At 66.1% G+C, this 15,996-nt stretch carries 17 protein-coding genes; 13 read left to right on the top strand and 4 right to left on the bottom strand.

All coding sequences use genetic code 11. The annotated features are described in order from the left end of the window. Positions 1–2 precede the first annotated feature (2 nt). From CSQ99_RS25035 to egtE, 13 genes are all read left to right on the top strand, one after another. The gene (locus CSQ99_RS25035; protein WP_099041700.1) at positions 3–1,061 is read left to right on the top strand and encodes an aspartate-semialdehyde dehydrogenase; all 1,059 of its coding nucleotides are present in this window, start codon (positions 3–5) and stop codon (positions 1,059–1,061) included. A gap of 13 nt (positions 1,062–1,074) precedes the next feature. Next, the gene (locus tag CSQ99_RS25040; RefSeq protein ID WP_176561214.1) at positions 1,075–2,187 is read left to right on the top strand and encodes a DUF4185 domain-containing protein; all 1,113 of its coding nucleotides are present in this window, start codon (positions 1,075–1,077) and stop codon (positions 2,185–2,187) included. Between the two features lie 77 nt (positions 2,188–2,264). Then, complete coding sequence (locus tag CSQ99_RS25045) at positions 2,265–2,747, top strand: SRPBCC family protein (RefSeq protein WP_425437873.1); 483 nt, start codon at positions 2,265–2,267, stop codon at positions 2,745–2,747. Between the two features lie 137 nt (positions 2,748–2,884). Beyond that, the gene (locus tag CSQ99_RS25050; RefSeq protein WP_099041703.1) at positions 2,885–3,265 is read left to right on the top strand and encodes a hypothetical protein; all 381 of its coding nucleotides are present in this window, start codon (positions 2,885–2,887) and stop codon (positions 3,263–3,265) included. A 111-nt stretch (positions 3,266–3,376) separates the two neighbouring features. Continuing rightward, positions 3,377–3,784 (top strand): hypothetical protein, encoded by a 408-nt coding sequence (locus tag CSQ99_RS25055; protein ID WP_099041704.1) that lies wholly within the window; start codon positions 3,377–3,379, stop codon positions 3,782–3,784. Between the two features lie 93 nt (positions 3,785–3,877). Next, the gene (locus CSQ99_RS25060; protein WP_099041705.1) at positions 3,878–5,332 is read left to right on the top strand and encodes a catalase; all 1,455 of its coding nucleotides are present in this window, start codon (positions 3,878–3,880) and stop codon (positions 5,330–5,332) included. Positions 5,333–5,386: 54 nt separating this feature from the next. Beyond that, entirely contained in the window at positions 5,387–5,815 is a 429-nt protein-coding gene (locus CSQ99_RS25065; protein ID WP_245909074.1) for an organic hydroperoxide resistance protein, read from the top strand. Between the two features lie 4 nt (positions 5,816–5,819). Then, positions 5,820–6,479, top strand: coding sequence for a sensor domain-containing protein (locus CSQ99_RS25070; RefSeq protein ID WP_099041707.1), 660 nt, complete (start codon positions 5,820–5,822; stop codon positions 6,477–6,479). Positions 6,480–6,603: 124 nt separating this feature from the next. Next, positions 6,604–7,887 carry an ergothioneine biosynthesis glutamate--cysteine ligase EgtA gene (egtA, locus tag CSQ99_RS25075; RefSeq protein WP_099041708.1) on the top strand — a complete coding sequence of 428 codons (1,284 nt, stop codon included), beginning with the start codon at positions 6,604–6,606 and terminating at the stop codon, positions 7,885–7,887. After that, on the top strand, positions 7,884–9,185 hold the full coding sequence (egtB, locus tag CSQ99_RS25080) for an ergothioneine biosynthesis protein EgtB (protein WP_099041709.1): 1,302 nt from the start codon (positions 7,884–7,886) through the stop codon (positions 9,183–9,185). Before egtA ends, egtB begins: the two co-directional genes overlap by 4 nt. Then, entirely contained in the window at positions 9,185–9,874 is a 690-nt protein-coding gene (egtC, locus tag CSQ99_RS25085) for an ergothioneine biosynthesis protein EgtC (RefSeq protein WP_099041710.1), read from the top strand. The genes egtB and egtC overlap by 1 nt, the downstream gene beginning before the upstream one ends. After that, entirely contained in the window at positions 9,874–10,839 is a 966-nt protein-coding gene (gene egtD / locus CSQ99_RS25090; RefSeq protein ID WP_099041711.1) for an L-histidine N(alpha)-methyltransferase, read from the top strand. Before egtC ends, egtD begins: the two co-directional genes overlap by 1 nt. After that, the gene (gene egtE / locus CSQ99_RS25095) at positions 10,836–11,975 is read left to right on the top strand and encodes an ergothioneine biosynthesis PLP-dependent enzyme EgtE (protein ID WP_099041712.1); all 1,140 of its coding nucleotides are present in this window, start codon (positions 10,836–10,838) and stop codon (positions 11,973–11,975) included. Before egtD ends, egtE begins: the two co-directional genes overlap by 4 nt. Before the next feature lie 6 nt (positions 11,976–11,981). Here the strand turns inward: egtE and CSQ99_RS25100 are convergent, their stop codons facing one another. The 4 genes from CSQ99_RS25100 to CSQ99_RS25115 all read right to left on the bottom strand — a co-directional run bounded on the left by CSQ99_RS25100 (position 11,982) and on the right by CSQ99_RS25115 (position 15,828). Beyond that, the gene (locus CSQ99_RS25100) at positions 11,982–13,457 is read right to left on the bottom strand and encodes a glutamate-cysteine ligase family protein (RefSeq protein WP_099041719.1); all 1,476 of its coding nucleotides are present in this window, start codon (positions 13,455–13,457) and stop codon (positions 11,982–11,984) included. Between the two features lie 131 nt (positions 13,458–13,588). Further along, positions 13,589–14,338, bottom strand: coding sequence for an SDR family NAD(P)-dependent oxidoreductase (locus CSQ99_RS25105; RefSeq protein ID WP_099041713.1), 750 nt, complete (start codon positions 14,336–14,338; stop codon positions 13,589–13,591). A 42-nt stretch (positions 14,339–14,380) separates the two neighbouring features. After that, positions 14,381–15,007, bottom strand: coding sequence for a TetR family transcriptional regulator (locus CSQ99_RS25110; RefSeq protein WP_099041714.1), 627 nt, complete (start codon positions 15,005–15,007; stop codon positions 14,381–14,383). A 68-nt stretch (positions 15,008–15,075) separates the two neighbouring features. Then, on the bottom strand, positions 15,076–15,828 hold the full coding sequence (locus tag CSQ99_RS25115) for a class I SAM-dependent methyltransferase (RefSeq protein ID WP_245909076.1): 753 nt from the start codon (positions 15,826–15,828) through the stop codon (positions 15,076–15,078). Positions 15,829–15,996 lie beyond the last annotated feature (168 nt).

Genomic DNA, 15,996 nt, shown 5'->3' on the forward strand with positions numbered 1-15,996 from the left:
TGATGGGCACCGCAGGATTGCAGGTAGGAGTGGTCGGGGCGACCGGCCAGGTCGGCCAGGTCATGCGCACGCTGCTGGAGGAGCGCGACTTCCCCGCCACCAGCGTGCGGTTCTTCGCCTCCTCGCGTTCGCAAGGTAAGAAACTGCCGTTCCGCGGCCAGGAGATCGAGGTCGAGGACGCCGAGACCGCAGATCCCGCCGGACTGGACATCGCACTGTTCTCGGCGGGCGCGACGATGTCGCGGGTGCAGGCCCCGCGGTTCGCCGCGGCCGGGGCCGTGGTCATCGACAACTCGTCGGCGTGGCGCAAGGACCCCGATGTGCCACTGGTGGTGAGCGAGGTCAACTTCGCAAGAGATGTCGGGAGCCGCGCCCGGTCTCTCAAGCGGGGCATCATCGCCAACCCGAACTGCACGACGATGGCCGCGATGCCGGTGCTCAAGGTGCTGCATGACGAGGCCGGCCTTGTCCGCTTGATCGCATCGACCTACCAGGCGGTTTCGGGTAGCGGAATCGCCGGCGTGGATGAGTTGCACGCGCAGGCCAGCGCCGTCGTCGCGAACAGTAGGGAACTGGTGGCCGACGGTGGCGCGCTTGACTTCCCGGCCCCGGCGAAGTACGTCGCGCCGATCGCCTTCAACGTGGTTCCGCTTGCCGGTGCACTCGTGGACGACGGTTCAGGCGAGACTGACGAGGACCAGAAGCTGCGCAACGAGAGTCGCAAGATCCTCGGTATTCCAGACCTCTTGGTGAGCGGCACGTGCGTGCGGGTGCCGGTTTTCACGGGCCATTCGCTGTCGATCAACGCCGAGTTCTCGCGTCCGCTGTCCGTCGCGCGCGCCACCGAGTTGCTGGCCTCGGCACCCGGGGTGAAGCTGGTCGACGTGCCGACACCGCTGGCCGCCGCCGGCATCGACGACACACTCGTCGGCCGCATCCGCCAGGACCCAGGCGTCGCAGACGGCCGCGGATTGGCGCTCTTCCTCTCGGGTGACAATCTGCGAAAAGGCGCCGCGTTGAACACCATTCAGATCGCCGAGCTGCTGGCCGCCGAGCTCTGATTTGCGAAACTGTATTCCAGCAGGCCTCTTCTCGATATTTCTCTGCTGGAATGCAATTTCGGCGGCCGTCGCCCATGCCGACCCGCCCGCACCCGCACCTGACCCCATCCTGTATCCGCTGGCGCCCGGTCAGGTCGTCCGGATCGGTCCCACGGCCGGAACAGGCACGCCGACAAGGGATTACGGCGTCGGCGCCACCGACCTCTGCGAGTTCATGGAGTTCCCCAGCGGCATCCTGCAGGTCTGTGGCGACAGCTTCGCCGGCCAGGCGGTGGGCTTCGGCGGCTGGTACTCACCGATCGCGCTGCACGTCGAGGATGATTCGATCGACGACCCGGGCGGGGTGCGCTATGACGGGGTGACGGGCATCGACCGGCCGCTGTTGGCCGATCCCACCGAGCCGGGCACTTCGCAGTTGCCCGCCGGGGTGGTCCAGATCAACCGCGAGAACTACATGATGGTCACCACGGTCCGTGACCTCGACCCGTTCACGTCGCGCTTGGTGAAAGCCGATCCGGCGCAGAGTAACTGGCCGACACTCCCGGGTTCAGAGCGCGACGCCACCTACGCCGACTCCCGGCAGTCGCAGATCAGCGGCTACTACGACCCGATCCCCCGACCGGACTCCGAGAGCGGCTGGGTGTACATCGTCGCCAACAACTTCGACCGCACCGAGCCGCTGGTGTTGTACCGCGCAGCGCCCAAGACGTTCATCGATCGCTCGAGCTGGCAGGGCTGGTCGGCGGAGCTGGGCTGGGGGCATCCGCCGACTCCGCTGTGGCAGGACTGGATCGGTGAGATGAGCATCCGCCAGATCGACGGCAGGACGGTGCTCTCTTACTTCAACGCCACCACCGGCAACATGGAGGTACGGGTCGCCGATGACCCGACCGGCCTGGGTACGGCGCCGGTGACGACCGTCGTCGTCGCCGCGGATTGGCCGGAACCTGTCGAACACCTTGGGCCGCCGGAGAGCAACCGGCTGGCCCAGCCCTACGGCGGATACATCTCGCCCGGCTCCACGCTGGACGAACTGCGGGTGTTCGTCAGCCAGTGGAACACCACGGCCCGGGGTGGGACGCCGTACCGGGTCATCCAATTCGCGGTGAACCCGCTCAAGCCCTGATCCTCCTGCCCAGAGGGGTTTTGGCCGACCGTGCGGCGGGTAGGTCAACGTCCATATGAGGTAGGGGGAAGGACATCGTGAAAACGTATCCCGATGGAGTCGACAGCAGACTGACCGTCAAACGGAACACCACCGCCACCGTGGAGCAGGTTTGGGCCGTGGTGGCCGACGGTTGGACGTACTCGCAGTGGGTGGTGGGTAACAGTCGAATGCGCGCGGTCGATCCGGACTGGCCGAAGGCCGGCAGCACGATCGAGCACTCCATCGGCATCTGGCCGCTCGTACTCGACGACAAGACCGTGGTGGAGGACTGCCAGCCATACGAACAGTTGGTGCTGCTGGCCAAAGTCAGGCCGGTAGGCAAGGCGAGAATCACCCTGCGGCTCTTCGAGATCGAAGGCGGGGGTTGCCGCATCGAGATGGCCGAGGTCCCCGTTGGCGCGCCGATGGGTTGGGTGCCCGACCGGCTGGCGCTGGCCGCCGCCATTCCCCGCAACCGAGAGTGCACGTGGCGACTTGCGGCATTGGCCGAACGTCGGCATCCCGAGGACGTCGACTAAAGCTTGCCTGACGGATAGCAAAACCTGCCCCTCGTACCGGCGAAGTCTGGCTTCCGGGCGATTACGCGTGCTCGGCATTTTCGGGACTATTTCTTCAGCAACGACGCCACAAACCAAACTTCCCGAGAGGCACTCCAATGAGCAAGTCCGCCAACAACTTCAAGTACGCAGCGACCCTTCTCGGCGCGCTGGCCATCTTCGCCATCGCCCCGGCGACCGCGTTCGCCGAAGACAACGACCCTTCCGGTCCGAGCGGATGCCATTACACCGACGCCGACGGCTACGACATCCCCATCCACAACGGTGAAGATGTCTTCGTTGACGGCAAGATCGTGTCCTGCCGCGGCGGCTCGATCGTCGTCACCACGCCGCCCGCCCGGGGATCCGACGTCCGGGGCCCGCTCGGCGGCGGCAACCTGCCGGTGCTGAGCGAGGTGGGTTCTGAGCAGCCCACACCGACGACCAAGACCCCGAAGCTTCCCGTGCTGAATGTGCCGATCCAGTCCGCTGGACGCTGACAACCAGACAAGTCGGCCCGCCACCCTTCCGGTGGCGGGCCGGCTCGATACACAGCCGATTCATAGCTGACTCATGACGGGGACCTCACTACTCATTGCAAGATCGGGTCTATGAGTGAAGAAACGTCGTCCGCCCGTGAACCCTCGACCGGTCCGGTCCTCACCCCGCCACCCGCACAGACCGTCGTGCGCGACGAGCCCCGTCGGTCCAGAGTGACCGCCGCCGCGGCCTGGGTCGGCATTGTCGCCGGAGTGGTGTTCATCGTCGCGGTCGTCTTCTTCTCGGGCTTCATCCTCGGAGCGCACAGTGGCGGCCATCGCGGCCCCGGCGGCCACAAGGGCGACGATGGCTTCGCGGTCATCCACCGTGGACCGCCGCCGATGTTCCCGATGGGACCCTCTGGCCGGTTCGAGCGTCCCGGTTCGTTCGGTCCCGGTGGGCCGCGGTTCGAGGCGCCCCAGCCCGGCCAACCGGGGGTACCGGCGTCCCCGGGAACCACGACAGCGCCGCGCCCGTAACCGGGTGTTTGGAACCGATCAAATTCGGGTCATCCTTGTTGATGAGGCCCAGCCCATTGGCCTCATCCAACCTCCTCGAGGAGATGGCATCAGATGACCGATAAGTACACGACCAACGACGCCGGCAACCCGGTCCCCAGCGTTGAGCATTCACTCACCGTCGGCTCGGACGGCCCGATCCTGCTGCAGGACCACTACCTGATCGAGCAGATGGCCAACTTCAACCGCGAGCGCATTCCGGAGCGCCAGCCGCATGCGAAGGGTGGCGGTGCGTTCGGCGATTTCGAGGTGACCGCCGACGTCAGCAAATTCACCAAGGCCGCGATGTTCCAGCCGGGCACCAAGACCGAGATGGTGGCCAGGTTCTCCACCGTTGCGGGTGAGCGCGGCAGCCCGGATACCTGGCGCGACCCGCGGGGATTCGCGCTGAAGTTCTACACCAGCGAAGGCAACTTCGACATGGTCGGCAACAACACCCCGGTGTTCTTCGTGCGCGACCCGATGAAGTTTCAGAACTTCATCCGATCGCAGAAGCGGATGGCCGCCAACAACCTTCGCGACCACAACATGCAGTGGGACTTCTGGACGTTGTCACCGGAATCCGCGCATCAGGTCACCTGGCTGATGGGGGACCGCGGCATCCCCAAGACGTGGCGCCACATGAACGGCTACTCCAGTCACACCTACAGCTGGCTCAATGCCGCCGGTGAGATGTTCTGGGTCAAGTACCACTTCAAGACCGACCAGGGCATCGACTTCCTCACGCAGGAAGACGCCGATCGGCTGGCCGGTGAGGACGCCGACTACCACCAACGCGACCTGTTCAACTCGATCGAGGACGGCAACTTCCCGACGTGGACGCTGCACGTGCAGATCATGCCGTTCGAGGACGCCAAGACCTACCGGTTCAACCCCTTCGACCTCACCAAGGTGTGGCCGCACGGCGACTACCCGTTGCATGAGGTCGGGAAGATGACACTGAACCGAAACGTCGAGGACTACCACGCGCAGATGGAACAGGCGTCGTTCGAACCGAACAACATCGTGCCGGGCACCGGACTGAGCCCGGACAAGATGCTGCTGGCGCGCGGCTTCTCGTACGCCGACGCCCACCGGGCGCGGCTCGGCGTCAACTACAAGCAGATCCCGGTGAACGAGCCCAAGGTCGACGTGCGCGCGTACTCCAAGGACGGTGCGATGCGGATCCGCAACTCCACCGACCCTGTATATGCGCCGAACTCGATGGGCGGGCCGGAGGCCGACCCGAAGCGTGCGGCCGAGGTGCACTGGGCATCCGATGGGGACATGGTCCGCGCCGCCTATGCCCTGCGACCAGAAGACGACGACTGGGGCCAGGCCGGCACCCTGGTCCGCGAGGTACTCGACGATGCCGCACGGGATCGATTGGCCCACAACATCATCGGGCACGTGACCGATGGTGTGCGCGAGCCCGTGCTGTCGCGGGTCTTCCAGTATTGGACCAACGTCGACCCGGATCTCGGCAAGAAGATCGAGGAAGGCGTGCGCGCGAAACTCAACGGCGACTAGTCGGGACACCACGGGCGTCTTGCCGTCTGGACCCAGGCTGGCATGATCGAGCCCATGAGCATCGAAGTCGTTTTCACCTCAGAGTCCACCGCAACCGGAGGCGGCCGTGAAGGGCACGTGAAGTCCTCGACCGGCCGTATCGATCTGAACACGAACCACCCGAAGGAGATGGGTGGCAGTGGCGAGGGCACCAACCCCGAAGAGCTGTTCTCGGCCGGGTACGCCGCTTGCTTCCTCGGCGCACTTCGGGCCGTGGCAGGCAAGGAGAAGATCTCCGTCGACGATGCCAGCGCGATCACCGCACAGGTCGGATTCGGCAAGGACCCCGAGGGTGGGTTCGCCATCAACGCCCATCTGATCGGCTACCTGCCCGGATTCGAGCAGGCCGCCGCGGAGGAGTTGATGGAGAAGGCGCACCAGTTCTGCCCGTACTCCAAGGCCACCCGCGGCAACATCGACGTCAAGCTGTCGGCGAAGGTCTAACGTCGTGCGGCCCGCCGCCCTGGCAGGCGTAGGTCTTGCCGTTGGCCTTTCGGTCCTGTCACTGGCGGCGCCTCCAGGCGAGGCGTCGGCGCGGCCCTCGGATCCGGGGGTGGTGAATTACGCCGTCATGCCCAAGGGTTCGGTCAGCAACATCGTCGGCGCACCGATGCGTTTCGAGTGGACGTTCACCGCGCCGTTCCAGTCGTTCTGGGTCGACAATGCCGCGTGCAACAACTGGGCGGACGTCGGGCTGCCCGACGTCTACGCCGACCCGGACCTGGCGTCGTTCAACGGGGCAGTGACGCAGTCGGCGCCAAACGACCAGCGGAACTTCGCCAAGCAGGCGGTCGGTGTCTTCGCCACCAACGACGCCGCCGACCGGGCCTTCCACCGCGTCGTCGACCGCACTCTGGGATGCAGCGGCCAGACCACGGCGATGCATCTCGACAGCATGATCACCCAGGTCTGGACCTTCGACGGCGTACCTGCCGGCGCCACCGACGCCGACTGGGTCAAGCAGGAGGCCGGCACCGACCGCCGCTGCTTCACGACGACCCGGAAACGCGAGAATGTTCTGCTGCAGGCGAAAGTCTGTCAGTCCGGCAACGGAGGCCCCGCGGCGAATGTGCTGGCCGGTGCGATGCAGAACACCTTGGGGCAGTAGCCCGCGAACATTTGGGTACACCGCAGAAACGAAGTCACACAAAAAATCACGGGACTTTGTCGGTGCCGTCTGGAAGATGTAGTGAAGGACGCGATCGTTCCCTACCCGGAAGGGGCCGGAAGATATGACCTTCGCCATGACGTCCGAGGTGGACGACGCGCACCCGCCAGCCGCCGACGCGGAGCTGACCAGTGCAAATGAGGCTCATCGCTACGTCGCCGACAACTGTCTGAACGACGGACCCGTCGGTCAGGTCGGCCTTGAGCTAGAGGCGCACTGCTTCGACCTGACGGACCCGATGCGCCGGCCCGGCTGGGATGAGATCAACGAAATCATCGCGGGGATCCCGACGCTGCCCGGCGGCGGCGCGATAACGGTCGAACCCGGCGGCGCCGTCGAGTTGTCGGGACCGCCGATGGACGGGCCGGTGCCGGCCGTCCTCGGGATGCAGGCCGACCGCGCCGCATTGCGTGGAGCCTTCGCACAGGCAGGTCTCGGCCTGGTCCTGCTCGGCGCCGACCCGCTGCGCCCGGCCAAGCGCGTCAACCCCGGTGCCCGCTATCAGGCGATGGAGACGTTCTTCAAGGCCAGTCAGACGGGCGCAGCCGGCGCGGCGATGATGACGTCGACGGCCTCCATCCAGATCAACCTCGATGCCGGCCCGAGGGAAAGTTGGGCGGACCGCGTGCGGCTCGCCCACGCACTCGGGCCGACGATGATCGCGATCGCCGCCAACTCACCGCTGCTCGGCGGCAAGTTCGCGGGCTGGCGATCGGCACGTCAGCACGTCTGGAGCCAGTTGGACTCGGCGCGCTGCGGCCCCATCCTCGGTGCCAGCGGGGACGACCCGGTCAGCGACTGGGCGCGCTATGCGTTGAAGGCGCCCGTCATGCTGGTCAACACGGCAGACGTCATCCCGGTGACCACCTGGGTGCCCTTCGCGGACTGGGCCGACGGCCGGGTGCTCCTCGGCGATCGCAGGCCGACCAACGCCGACCTGGACTACCACCTGACCACGTTGTTCCCGCCGGTGCGGCCCAGGCGGTGGCTGGAGATCCGCTACCTCGACAGCATTCCCGACACCGTGTGGCCCGCCGTGGTCTTCACACTCGTCACGCTGCTCGACGACCCGGTCGCCGCCGACATCGCCGCGGAGGCCACCGAATCGGTCGCAACGGCATGGGACCGCGCTGCGCAGATCGGCCTCGGTGACCGCAGGCTGGCCGATGCCGCCGTGCGGTGCGTGCAGGCGGCCGCCGAGCGGGTGCCTGCCGAACTCGAGGAATCGATGCAGCGGTTGGTGCGTTCGGTGGAAAAGGGACGATGCCCGGCCGACGATTTCTCCGACCGCGTCGTCAAGCACGGGATCGCACCGGCGGTCACCGAACTGGCACTAGGGGAGTCGTGACGGTACGCGAGAAACTCGCACGCGAACTCACGACGGCCCGCGACCGGACACTGCGCCTGGTCGATTTCGACGACGCCGAACTCCATCGGCAGTACAACCCGCTGATGAGTCCGCTGGTGTGGGACCTCGCCCACATCGGCTGGCAGGAAGAACTGTGGCTGCTGCGCGGAAACAACCCCGGCCGGCCCGGACTTCTCGATCCGCAGGTCGAGCGGTGCTACGACGCATTCCTCAACTCCCGGGCCAGCCGCGTGGACCTACCGCTGCTGTCGCCCACCGAGGCCAGGTCCTACTGCTCGACCGTGCGCAACAAGGCACTCGACAGCCTCGACACACTGCCCGACGACGGCTCCCGAATTCAGGACGAGTTCAACTTCGGTCTGGTGATCAGTCACGAGAACCAGCACGACGAAACGATGCTGCAGGCGCTGAACCTCCGTACTGGGCCCGCACTGCTGGACCGGGGAGCGCCCTTGCCGCCTGGCCGCGCTTCAGTCGCCGGAACGTCGGTGCTCGTGCCCGCCGGGGAGTTCATCCTTGGCGTGGACGCGATCGCCGAACCGCTTTCGCTGGACAACGAACGTTCCGCACACCGGGTCGACCTGCCTGCGTTCCGTATCGGTCGCGTCCCCGTCACCAACGGTGAGTGGCGGCAATTCATCGAAGACGGCGGCTACGACCAACAGCGTTGGTGGTCGGAACGGGGCTGGGCGCACCGGCGGGACGCGGATCTGCGGGCGCCGCAGTTCTGGAACACCTCAGGACACCTGGCTGGCACCCGCACCCGATTCGGCCACGTCGAGGACATCCCGGCAGACGAACCCGTCCAGCACGTCACGTTCTTCGAAGCCGAGGCGTATGCCGCCTGGGCGGGTGCGCGGCTACCCACCGAGCAGGAGTGGGAGAAGGCCTGCGCGTGGGATCCCGCGGCGAAGGCGCGCCGTCGCTATCCGTGGGGTTCGTCGGAGCCGACGACACATCTCGCCAACCTCGGCGGTGACTCTCTGCGGCCCGCGCCGGTGGGTGCGTATCCGGCCGGTGCGTCGGCGTACGGCGCCGAACAGATGCTCGGCGACGTCTGGGAATGGACCACGTCGCCGCTGCGGCCGTGGCCGGGGTTCACGCCGATGCTCTATGAGGAGTACTCGGCGCCCTTCTTTGACGGCGACTACAAGGTGCTTCGCGGCGGATCGTGGGCGGCCGCATCGAGCACCGTTCGTCCGAGCTTCCGCAACTGGGACCACCCGATCCGCAGGCAGATCTTCTCCGGCGTGCGCCTGGCGTGGGATATCGCCTGATGTGCCGACACCTCGGCTGGCTCGGTGAACCCGTCACCGTCGCGTCACTGGTGATGGATCCGGCCAACGGCCTTATGGTGCAGTCGTATTCGCCCCGTAGGCAGAAGCACGGCCTGATGAACGCCGATGGCTGGGGTGTCGGCTTCTTTGACGGCGACACCCCGCGCCGTTGGCGCAGCGCCGCTCCGCTGTGGGGTGACGCCTCGTTCGCTTCGGTGGCGCCTGCGTTGCGCAGCGGATGCATCGTCGCGGCCGTTAGATCGGCGAGTGTCGGCATGCCGATCGAACCGACGTCGAATGCGCCGTTCACTGACGGTGAGTGGCTGCTGTCACACAACGGTCTCGTCGACCGCGCCACCCTACCTCTTTCGACGAAGGCCGAATCCACCTGCGACAGTGCTCTGTTGGCGGCGCTGATCTTCGACCGGGGGCTGGACTCGCTCGGCGACACCATCGTCGAGGTCGCCGCCGCCGACCCCAACGCCCGGCTGAATATTCTGGCGGGCAACGGTTCACGACTCCTTGCCACCACCTGGGGTGACACCCTGTCCGCGCTGCGGCGCGTCGACGGTGTCGTGCTGGCCAGCGAACCCTACGACGACAACCCGGACTGGCAGGAGATCCCCGATCGCCACCTGGTCTCCGTCGTCGGCCCTGACATCGAGCTGATCCCGCTGAAAGGACCGTGATGACGTTTGCACTGTCGAACTACCTGTCCGCCAACTCGGCGTCCGAAGCCCTACGTCGTGATGTGCGCGACGGGCTGACACAGACGCCGAAGTCGTTGCCGCCCAAATGGTTCTACGACTCGATGGGCAGCGATCTGTTCGATCAGATCACCCGCCTTCCGGAGTATTACCCCACCCGCACCGAGGCGCAGATCCTGCGCGAGCGGTCGGCTGAGATCGCCGCGGCGTCAGCCGCGGACACCCTCGTCGAACTCGGCAGCGGTACCTCGGAGAAGACCCGCATGTTGTTGGACGCGTTGCGCGACAGTGGATCCCTACGCCGGTTCATTCCCTTCGACGTCGACGCGTCCGTGCTCAAGGCCGCCGGCTCGGCGATCGAAAAGGAATACCCCGGCATCGAGATCGACGCGGTTTGTGGCGATTTCGAAGAGCACCTCGGCAAGATTCCCCGCGTCGGCCGCCGACTGGTCGTTTTCCTGGGTTCGACGATCGGAAACCTCACACCAGCGCCGCGCGCCGACTTCCTTTCCACCCTAGCGGAGACGCTGCAGCCCGGCGACAGCCTGCTGCTGGGCACCGATCTGGTCAAGGACACCGATCGGTTGGTGGCGGCCTATGACGACAGCGCAGGCGTCACCGCGCAGTTCAATCGCAACGTGCTGGCCGTGGTCAACCGTGAATTGGACGCGGACTTCGACCTCGACGCGTTCGAGCACGTCGCGAAGTGGAACACCGACGAGGAGCGCATCGAGATGTGGCTGCGGGCCAACCAGGCGCAGCGGGTGCGGGTGAACGCACTCGATCTGACCATCGACTACGCCGACGGCGAGGAGATGCTCACCGAGGTGTCCTGCAAGTTCCGCGCCGATTCGGTGGCTGCGGAACTGGCCGCATCCGGCCTGCGTCGCACCCATTGGTGGACCGACAACGCCGGCGACTTCGGCCTGTCCCTTTCGGCGCTGTGACGTCCGGAGACGGCAGCCTCGCCGAGCGGTGGCGCGCGGCAAGGCCGGCCGTCGCCGGGGTGCACCTCGACAGCGCCGCCTGTTCACGACAGACCCTGGCGGTCATCGACGCCGCGGCCCGGCATGCCCGCCACGAGGCCGAGGTGGGCGGATACGTCGCCGCCGCGGCCGCCGCTCCGGTGCTGGATGCGGGCCGTGCCGCCATCGGCGTGCTGACCGGTTTGAGTGGCGGTGACGTGGCTTACACCACCGGCGCCAACGATGCCCTCGACATCCTGCTGTCCAGTTGGCCCGGCGAGCGCACCGTTGCCCTCCTGCCCGGCGAGTACGGACCCAACCTGGCGATCATGGCCGCCAACGATTTTGACGTGCGTCCCTTACCCGTAGACGGTGACGGACGGCTCGACGTCGACGCCGCCGCCCGCGCGCTGGCGGCCGACCGTCCCGCACTGGTGCACCTCACGGCACTGGCCAGCCACCGCGGTGTCGCCCAACCCATGGCGGCGCTGGCCGAGGTGTGCCGAAACCTGGATCTCGACCTGGTGATCGATGCGGCACAGGCGCTGGGCCATCTCGATTGCGCGGTAACGCCTTCCGCGATCTACAGCTCGTCGCGGAAGTGGGTGGCAGGTCCGCGCGGCGTCGGATTCCTTGGCGTGCGTCCGGACTTGGCGCAGCGGCTCCGCCCGCGGCTGTCCCCGCCGGAATGGGGGCTTTCAATGACCGTCATGGAGCGCATTGAACTGGGTGAAGCCAATGTGGCTGCTCGCGTTGGCTATTCGGTGGCGCTCGGCGACTATCTGGCGGCCGGGCCCCACCAGGTCGGTGAACGGCTCGCCGAGGTGGGCAGGATGACCCGCGAGGCGCTCGCCGATGTCAGGGGATGGCGGGTGGTCGAGGCGGTCGACGAACCGACGGCGATCACCACGTTGGAGCCCGTCGACGGCGCGGACCCGCAGCAGGTGCGGGCGCAACTCATCGCCGAGCACGGCATCGTCACCACCTATGCGGAAACGCTGCGGGCCCCGTTCGAGATGACGTCGCCCGTGCTGCGGGCATCACCGCACGTCGACGTCACCGCAACCGAACTGGAGCAGTTCGCCGAGGCGCTGGCAGGTGCGACCCAGTCGTCCTAGTGGCAATCACGGTCCACCCCAGGTGTGTACGGGCTCGTTGCTGTGCATGCGTTCGCAGTAAAGCCGCAACATCTCGGCCAGCGCGTCCGGCCGGGAGAGTCCGCGCTCCTGCAGCGCATGCACCGTCGCGACCTGCCATACGGATCCGTTCACTCCGGTCTTTGCACGGCCCTCGATCACCCCTAGGTAACGGTCGCGGACGTCGGCGGACACCTCCCACCGTCTCAGCCCCTCTTCGGCCATCGGCAGTAACTGGCGCAGCACCAACTCGTCGGGCGTCACCTCACCGAGGCCCGGCCAGTACAGTCGGGCGTTCACTCCGCTCTTGGCGGATTCAACGAAATTGTGTTGTGCCGCAGCAAAACTCATCTTTGTCCAAATCGGCCTGTCATCCTCGGCCAGCGTCCGCAGCACACCGTAGTAGAACGCGGCGTTGGCCATCATGTCGACGACGGTCGGTCCCGCGGGCAGCACGCGATTCTCCACGCGCAGGTGCGGTCGGCCATTCACGACGTCGTACACCGGGCGATTCCACCGGTAGATGGTGCCGTTGTGCAACCGTAGCTCGGCGAGTTTCGGCGTGCGGCCCTCGGCCAGTTCGCGGGTGGGATCCTCATCGGACATCTCGGGCAGCAGCGACGGAAAGTACCGGACGTTCTCCTCGAACAGGTCGAATATCGAGGTGATCCACCGTTCGCCGAACCACACCCGCGGCCGCACACCCTGGGTCTTGAGCTCATCGGGCCGGGTGTCGGTGGCTTGGGCGAAAAGTTCGATGCGGGTCTCCGCCCATAGGTGGTGTCCGTAGAAGAACGGTGAGTTGGCGCCCAGTGCCAGCTGCGGACCGGCCAACACCTGCGCCGCGTTCCAGTTGTTGGCGAAGTCAGCGGGTGAGACCTGTAGGTGCAGCTGCATGCTGGTGCATGCCGACTCGGGGGCGATCGACTCGGTCTGCAGACTCAGCCGCTCGGGTCCGCTGATGTCGATCAGGATGTCTTCACCGCGCGCGGTGAAGATCGAATCGTTGAGTGCCTGATAGCGCACCGACTCGCTCATCCAGCGACCCGTCAGGTGTTCGGGCATCAGGGTCGGCAGGACGCCGACCATCACGATGTGCGCATCGTGCCCGTTGGCCTTGGCTTCGGCCGCGTTGAGGCTGGCCCGCACCTCGGCCTCGAGCTCGAGTGCCGCACGACCGGGCAGCCGGCGCGGCGGAACGTTGAATTCGATGTTGTAGGCGCCTAATTCGGTCTGGTAGGCCGGATCGGCGATCGCCTGCAGGACCTCTCGGTTGGTCATGGCGGGTTGGTATGCGGAGTCGACGAGGTTGCACTCGATCTCCATACCGGTCAGCGGCCGCTCGAACTCGAAACTGGACTCCTTCAGCATGGTTTCGAAGACGTCGAGGCACCGCTGCACCTTGCGCCGGTACTCGCGGCGGTGCGCGAGCGAGTACTCGGTGTCCTGCACTTCTTCGCCCACCCTGCCATTGTCGGCGAGCGTGCGTGTTTGCACGTCGACACGCCGCGATTGGTCCACATTTCTCGCACGCTCGTGCGTGCCATCCGCGGTGTAGGTCGCCTCACGCCACCCGCGACGTGGTGCGCGACGACCTAGACCGCCATGCGACCGCCGTCAACGGGCAGCGCCGCCCCGTGTATGAAACCGGCCGAGTCGCTGACCAAATAGTCGACCGCGGACGCGATTTCATCGGCGAGGGCGACACGGCGCGCGGGCGCCTGCGAGGCGAGTTGATCGAGTGCGTCGCCCAGTTCCGCCGAGCCGGGAGTCCGCGTCGGTCCGACGACCACGGCGTTCACGCGCACGCCGTGAGGCCCGAATTCAGCCGCCCAGCTCTTCGTCAGCAACACGAGCGCCGCTTTGGTCGCACCGTAGACCGACATGCCAGGTAGCGCGACGCTGCCTGCGATGCTGGATATGTTGACGATCGCGCCCTTGCCCTGCGCCGCCATCGCTGGAGCGAGTTCGCTGACCAGGTAGAACGGCGCTTTCAGGTTCGTGGCGATGAGGGTGTCGAAGGATTCCTCGGGAAAGCCGGGCGTCGGGCCAACAGCACCGGTGGCGGCGTTGTTGACAAGGACATCGATCCGGCCGCCGGCGAGGCCCACGGCCGTGGACGCCAATTCTCGGGCTCCCGCGGCACCGGACAGATCCGATTGGATGAAGTCTGCGCGTCCTCCGGTGGCGCGGATGCTGTCAACGACGGCGTCGCCCCGGCGGCGATCGCGTCCACAGACCAGCACATGCGCATGGCGATTCGCGAGTCGGTGGGCGATAGCGGCGCCGATACCGCTCGTCGAGCCAGTCACGAGTGCGGTCGTCTGGTCCTTCAGATCTGTCATGTATCGGACCGTAGATCCGAATATTGGATCCGCCAATCCAAATTACTTCAGGGAGTGTGGGTTTGGTGCTCTCTCTTCCTCTATGAATCGGCACAACGCTGCGAACGCGTCGCGAAGTGGGGCGGTGTCGCGGTTGAGTTGAGTGAGCACAAGGCCGCCGATCACAGACGTCAGGGTCATCGATGCCAGCGCGTCCGGGTCGGCGGCTGCCGAGATCTGGTTGTCTGCCTGCATCGAGCGGTACCCCGCTCGCATATGACGCTCGATTTGGCGCAGACCCGCGGCGATGCGCAGCGTCACCCGCGGGTCGGCGGTCGCGGGATCTGTTCCAAGCGTCGCGATCGGGCACCCCCGGTACCGCGATTGTCGTTGTTGCTCGATGAGCGACTCGGCCCACCCTTTGACCCCAGCGACCGATTCGAAGTTGCCGAGCATGGATTCACCTGGAACATCACGTCCGTGTTGATCGATCACGGCCAGCATCAACGATTGTTTGTCGGAGAAGTAGTGGTAGATCTGAGAATTGCTCACCCTCGCTTCTTCGCGGACGTCGTCGAGGCTGATTCTGACGGGGCCCCGCACTTCCACCAGACGTGCCGCTGCCTCGATGATTCGTTGTTTCGTTTGCACGCCCTTCGGCGTCAATTTGGTATTGCTGCCGTGCATCATTTCCTCCGCCGCGATCGACCAGGGCCCCGTTCAGTTTATACGTACGACGTACGTATTGCGAACTGGATTTATCGACGGCTGGCCACCGCAACCTGAGGATTCATCAGCCCGCCGCGGAGCTCTACATTGATCGCCGGATCGGCATGTGCGGCCAGTGCGCGCAGCGCCGACGGGCTGTAGGTGCGCAGCGAGCTGATCACGCCGTCGTGCACGAACGGAATGAACGGCGCGAACGGCAGCATCGTCGCGAGCCGGAGAAGGTGCAACGGTGTCGGCGGCCTGGGCAGATCGATGATCACCAGCTTGTCGGCTGCGCGCGTGCCCTCGGCGAACACCCGTGCCGCCATCGATGGCGCCATGTGGTGGAACGACAGCGCGAACACCGCAAGATCGAAGTGGCCGTCGGGAGCGTCGATGGCGGTGGCGTCCATCTCGCGCACCGTCGCACGCGGGTCCTCGCCCAGATCACTTGCCGCCATCTCCGCCACCGACGTGGCTTCGACGTCGGTCACGGTGAGCTCGGCTGTGGGATGCCAATCCAGCAGTTTCCGTGACAAACCGCCGTGGCCTGCGCCGAGTTCGAGGATCTTGGGGTCCGCGACGTCTGCGACCTCGTCCAGTGCGATGCGGGCGAAGTTTTCGGTGTTGCCGAAGCGCTCGCCGGTCCATTCCAGCGCACGGACGACGCTGCGCTTGATGCCCTCGTCGACATCGTCGCGATCGAGATATTCGAGCCGGTCGGTTTCCAACAGCCGGTCCAGGCACGACGCATCAGGCCCGCCGCGGGGCATGCGGTCAATGTCGACGATCGGTATGCCCATCTAGACCATGATGGTCGATTGGAGTCGCCGTTACGAGGGGACGACGTGCCTCACCTACTTTGAGCGCGTGGCCGGTGGTGGTGCCTCACCTATTTTGAGCGCGTGGTCTAGAAGGCTTGCCCGATGTGGAAGGCAAGATCGATATGGCTGCGAGGCGGCAGGTAACGA

This window comes from Mycobacterium neglectum (assembly GCF_002591975.1).
Classification (GTDB): Bacteria; Actinomycetota; Actinomycetes; order Mycobacteriales; family Mycobacteriaceae; genus Mycobacterium; species Mycobacterium neglectum.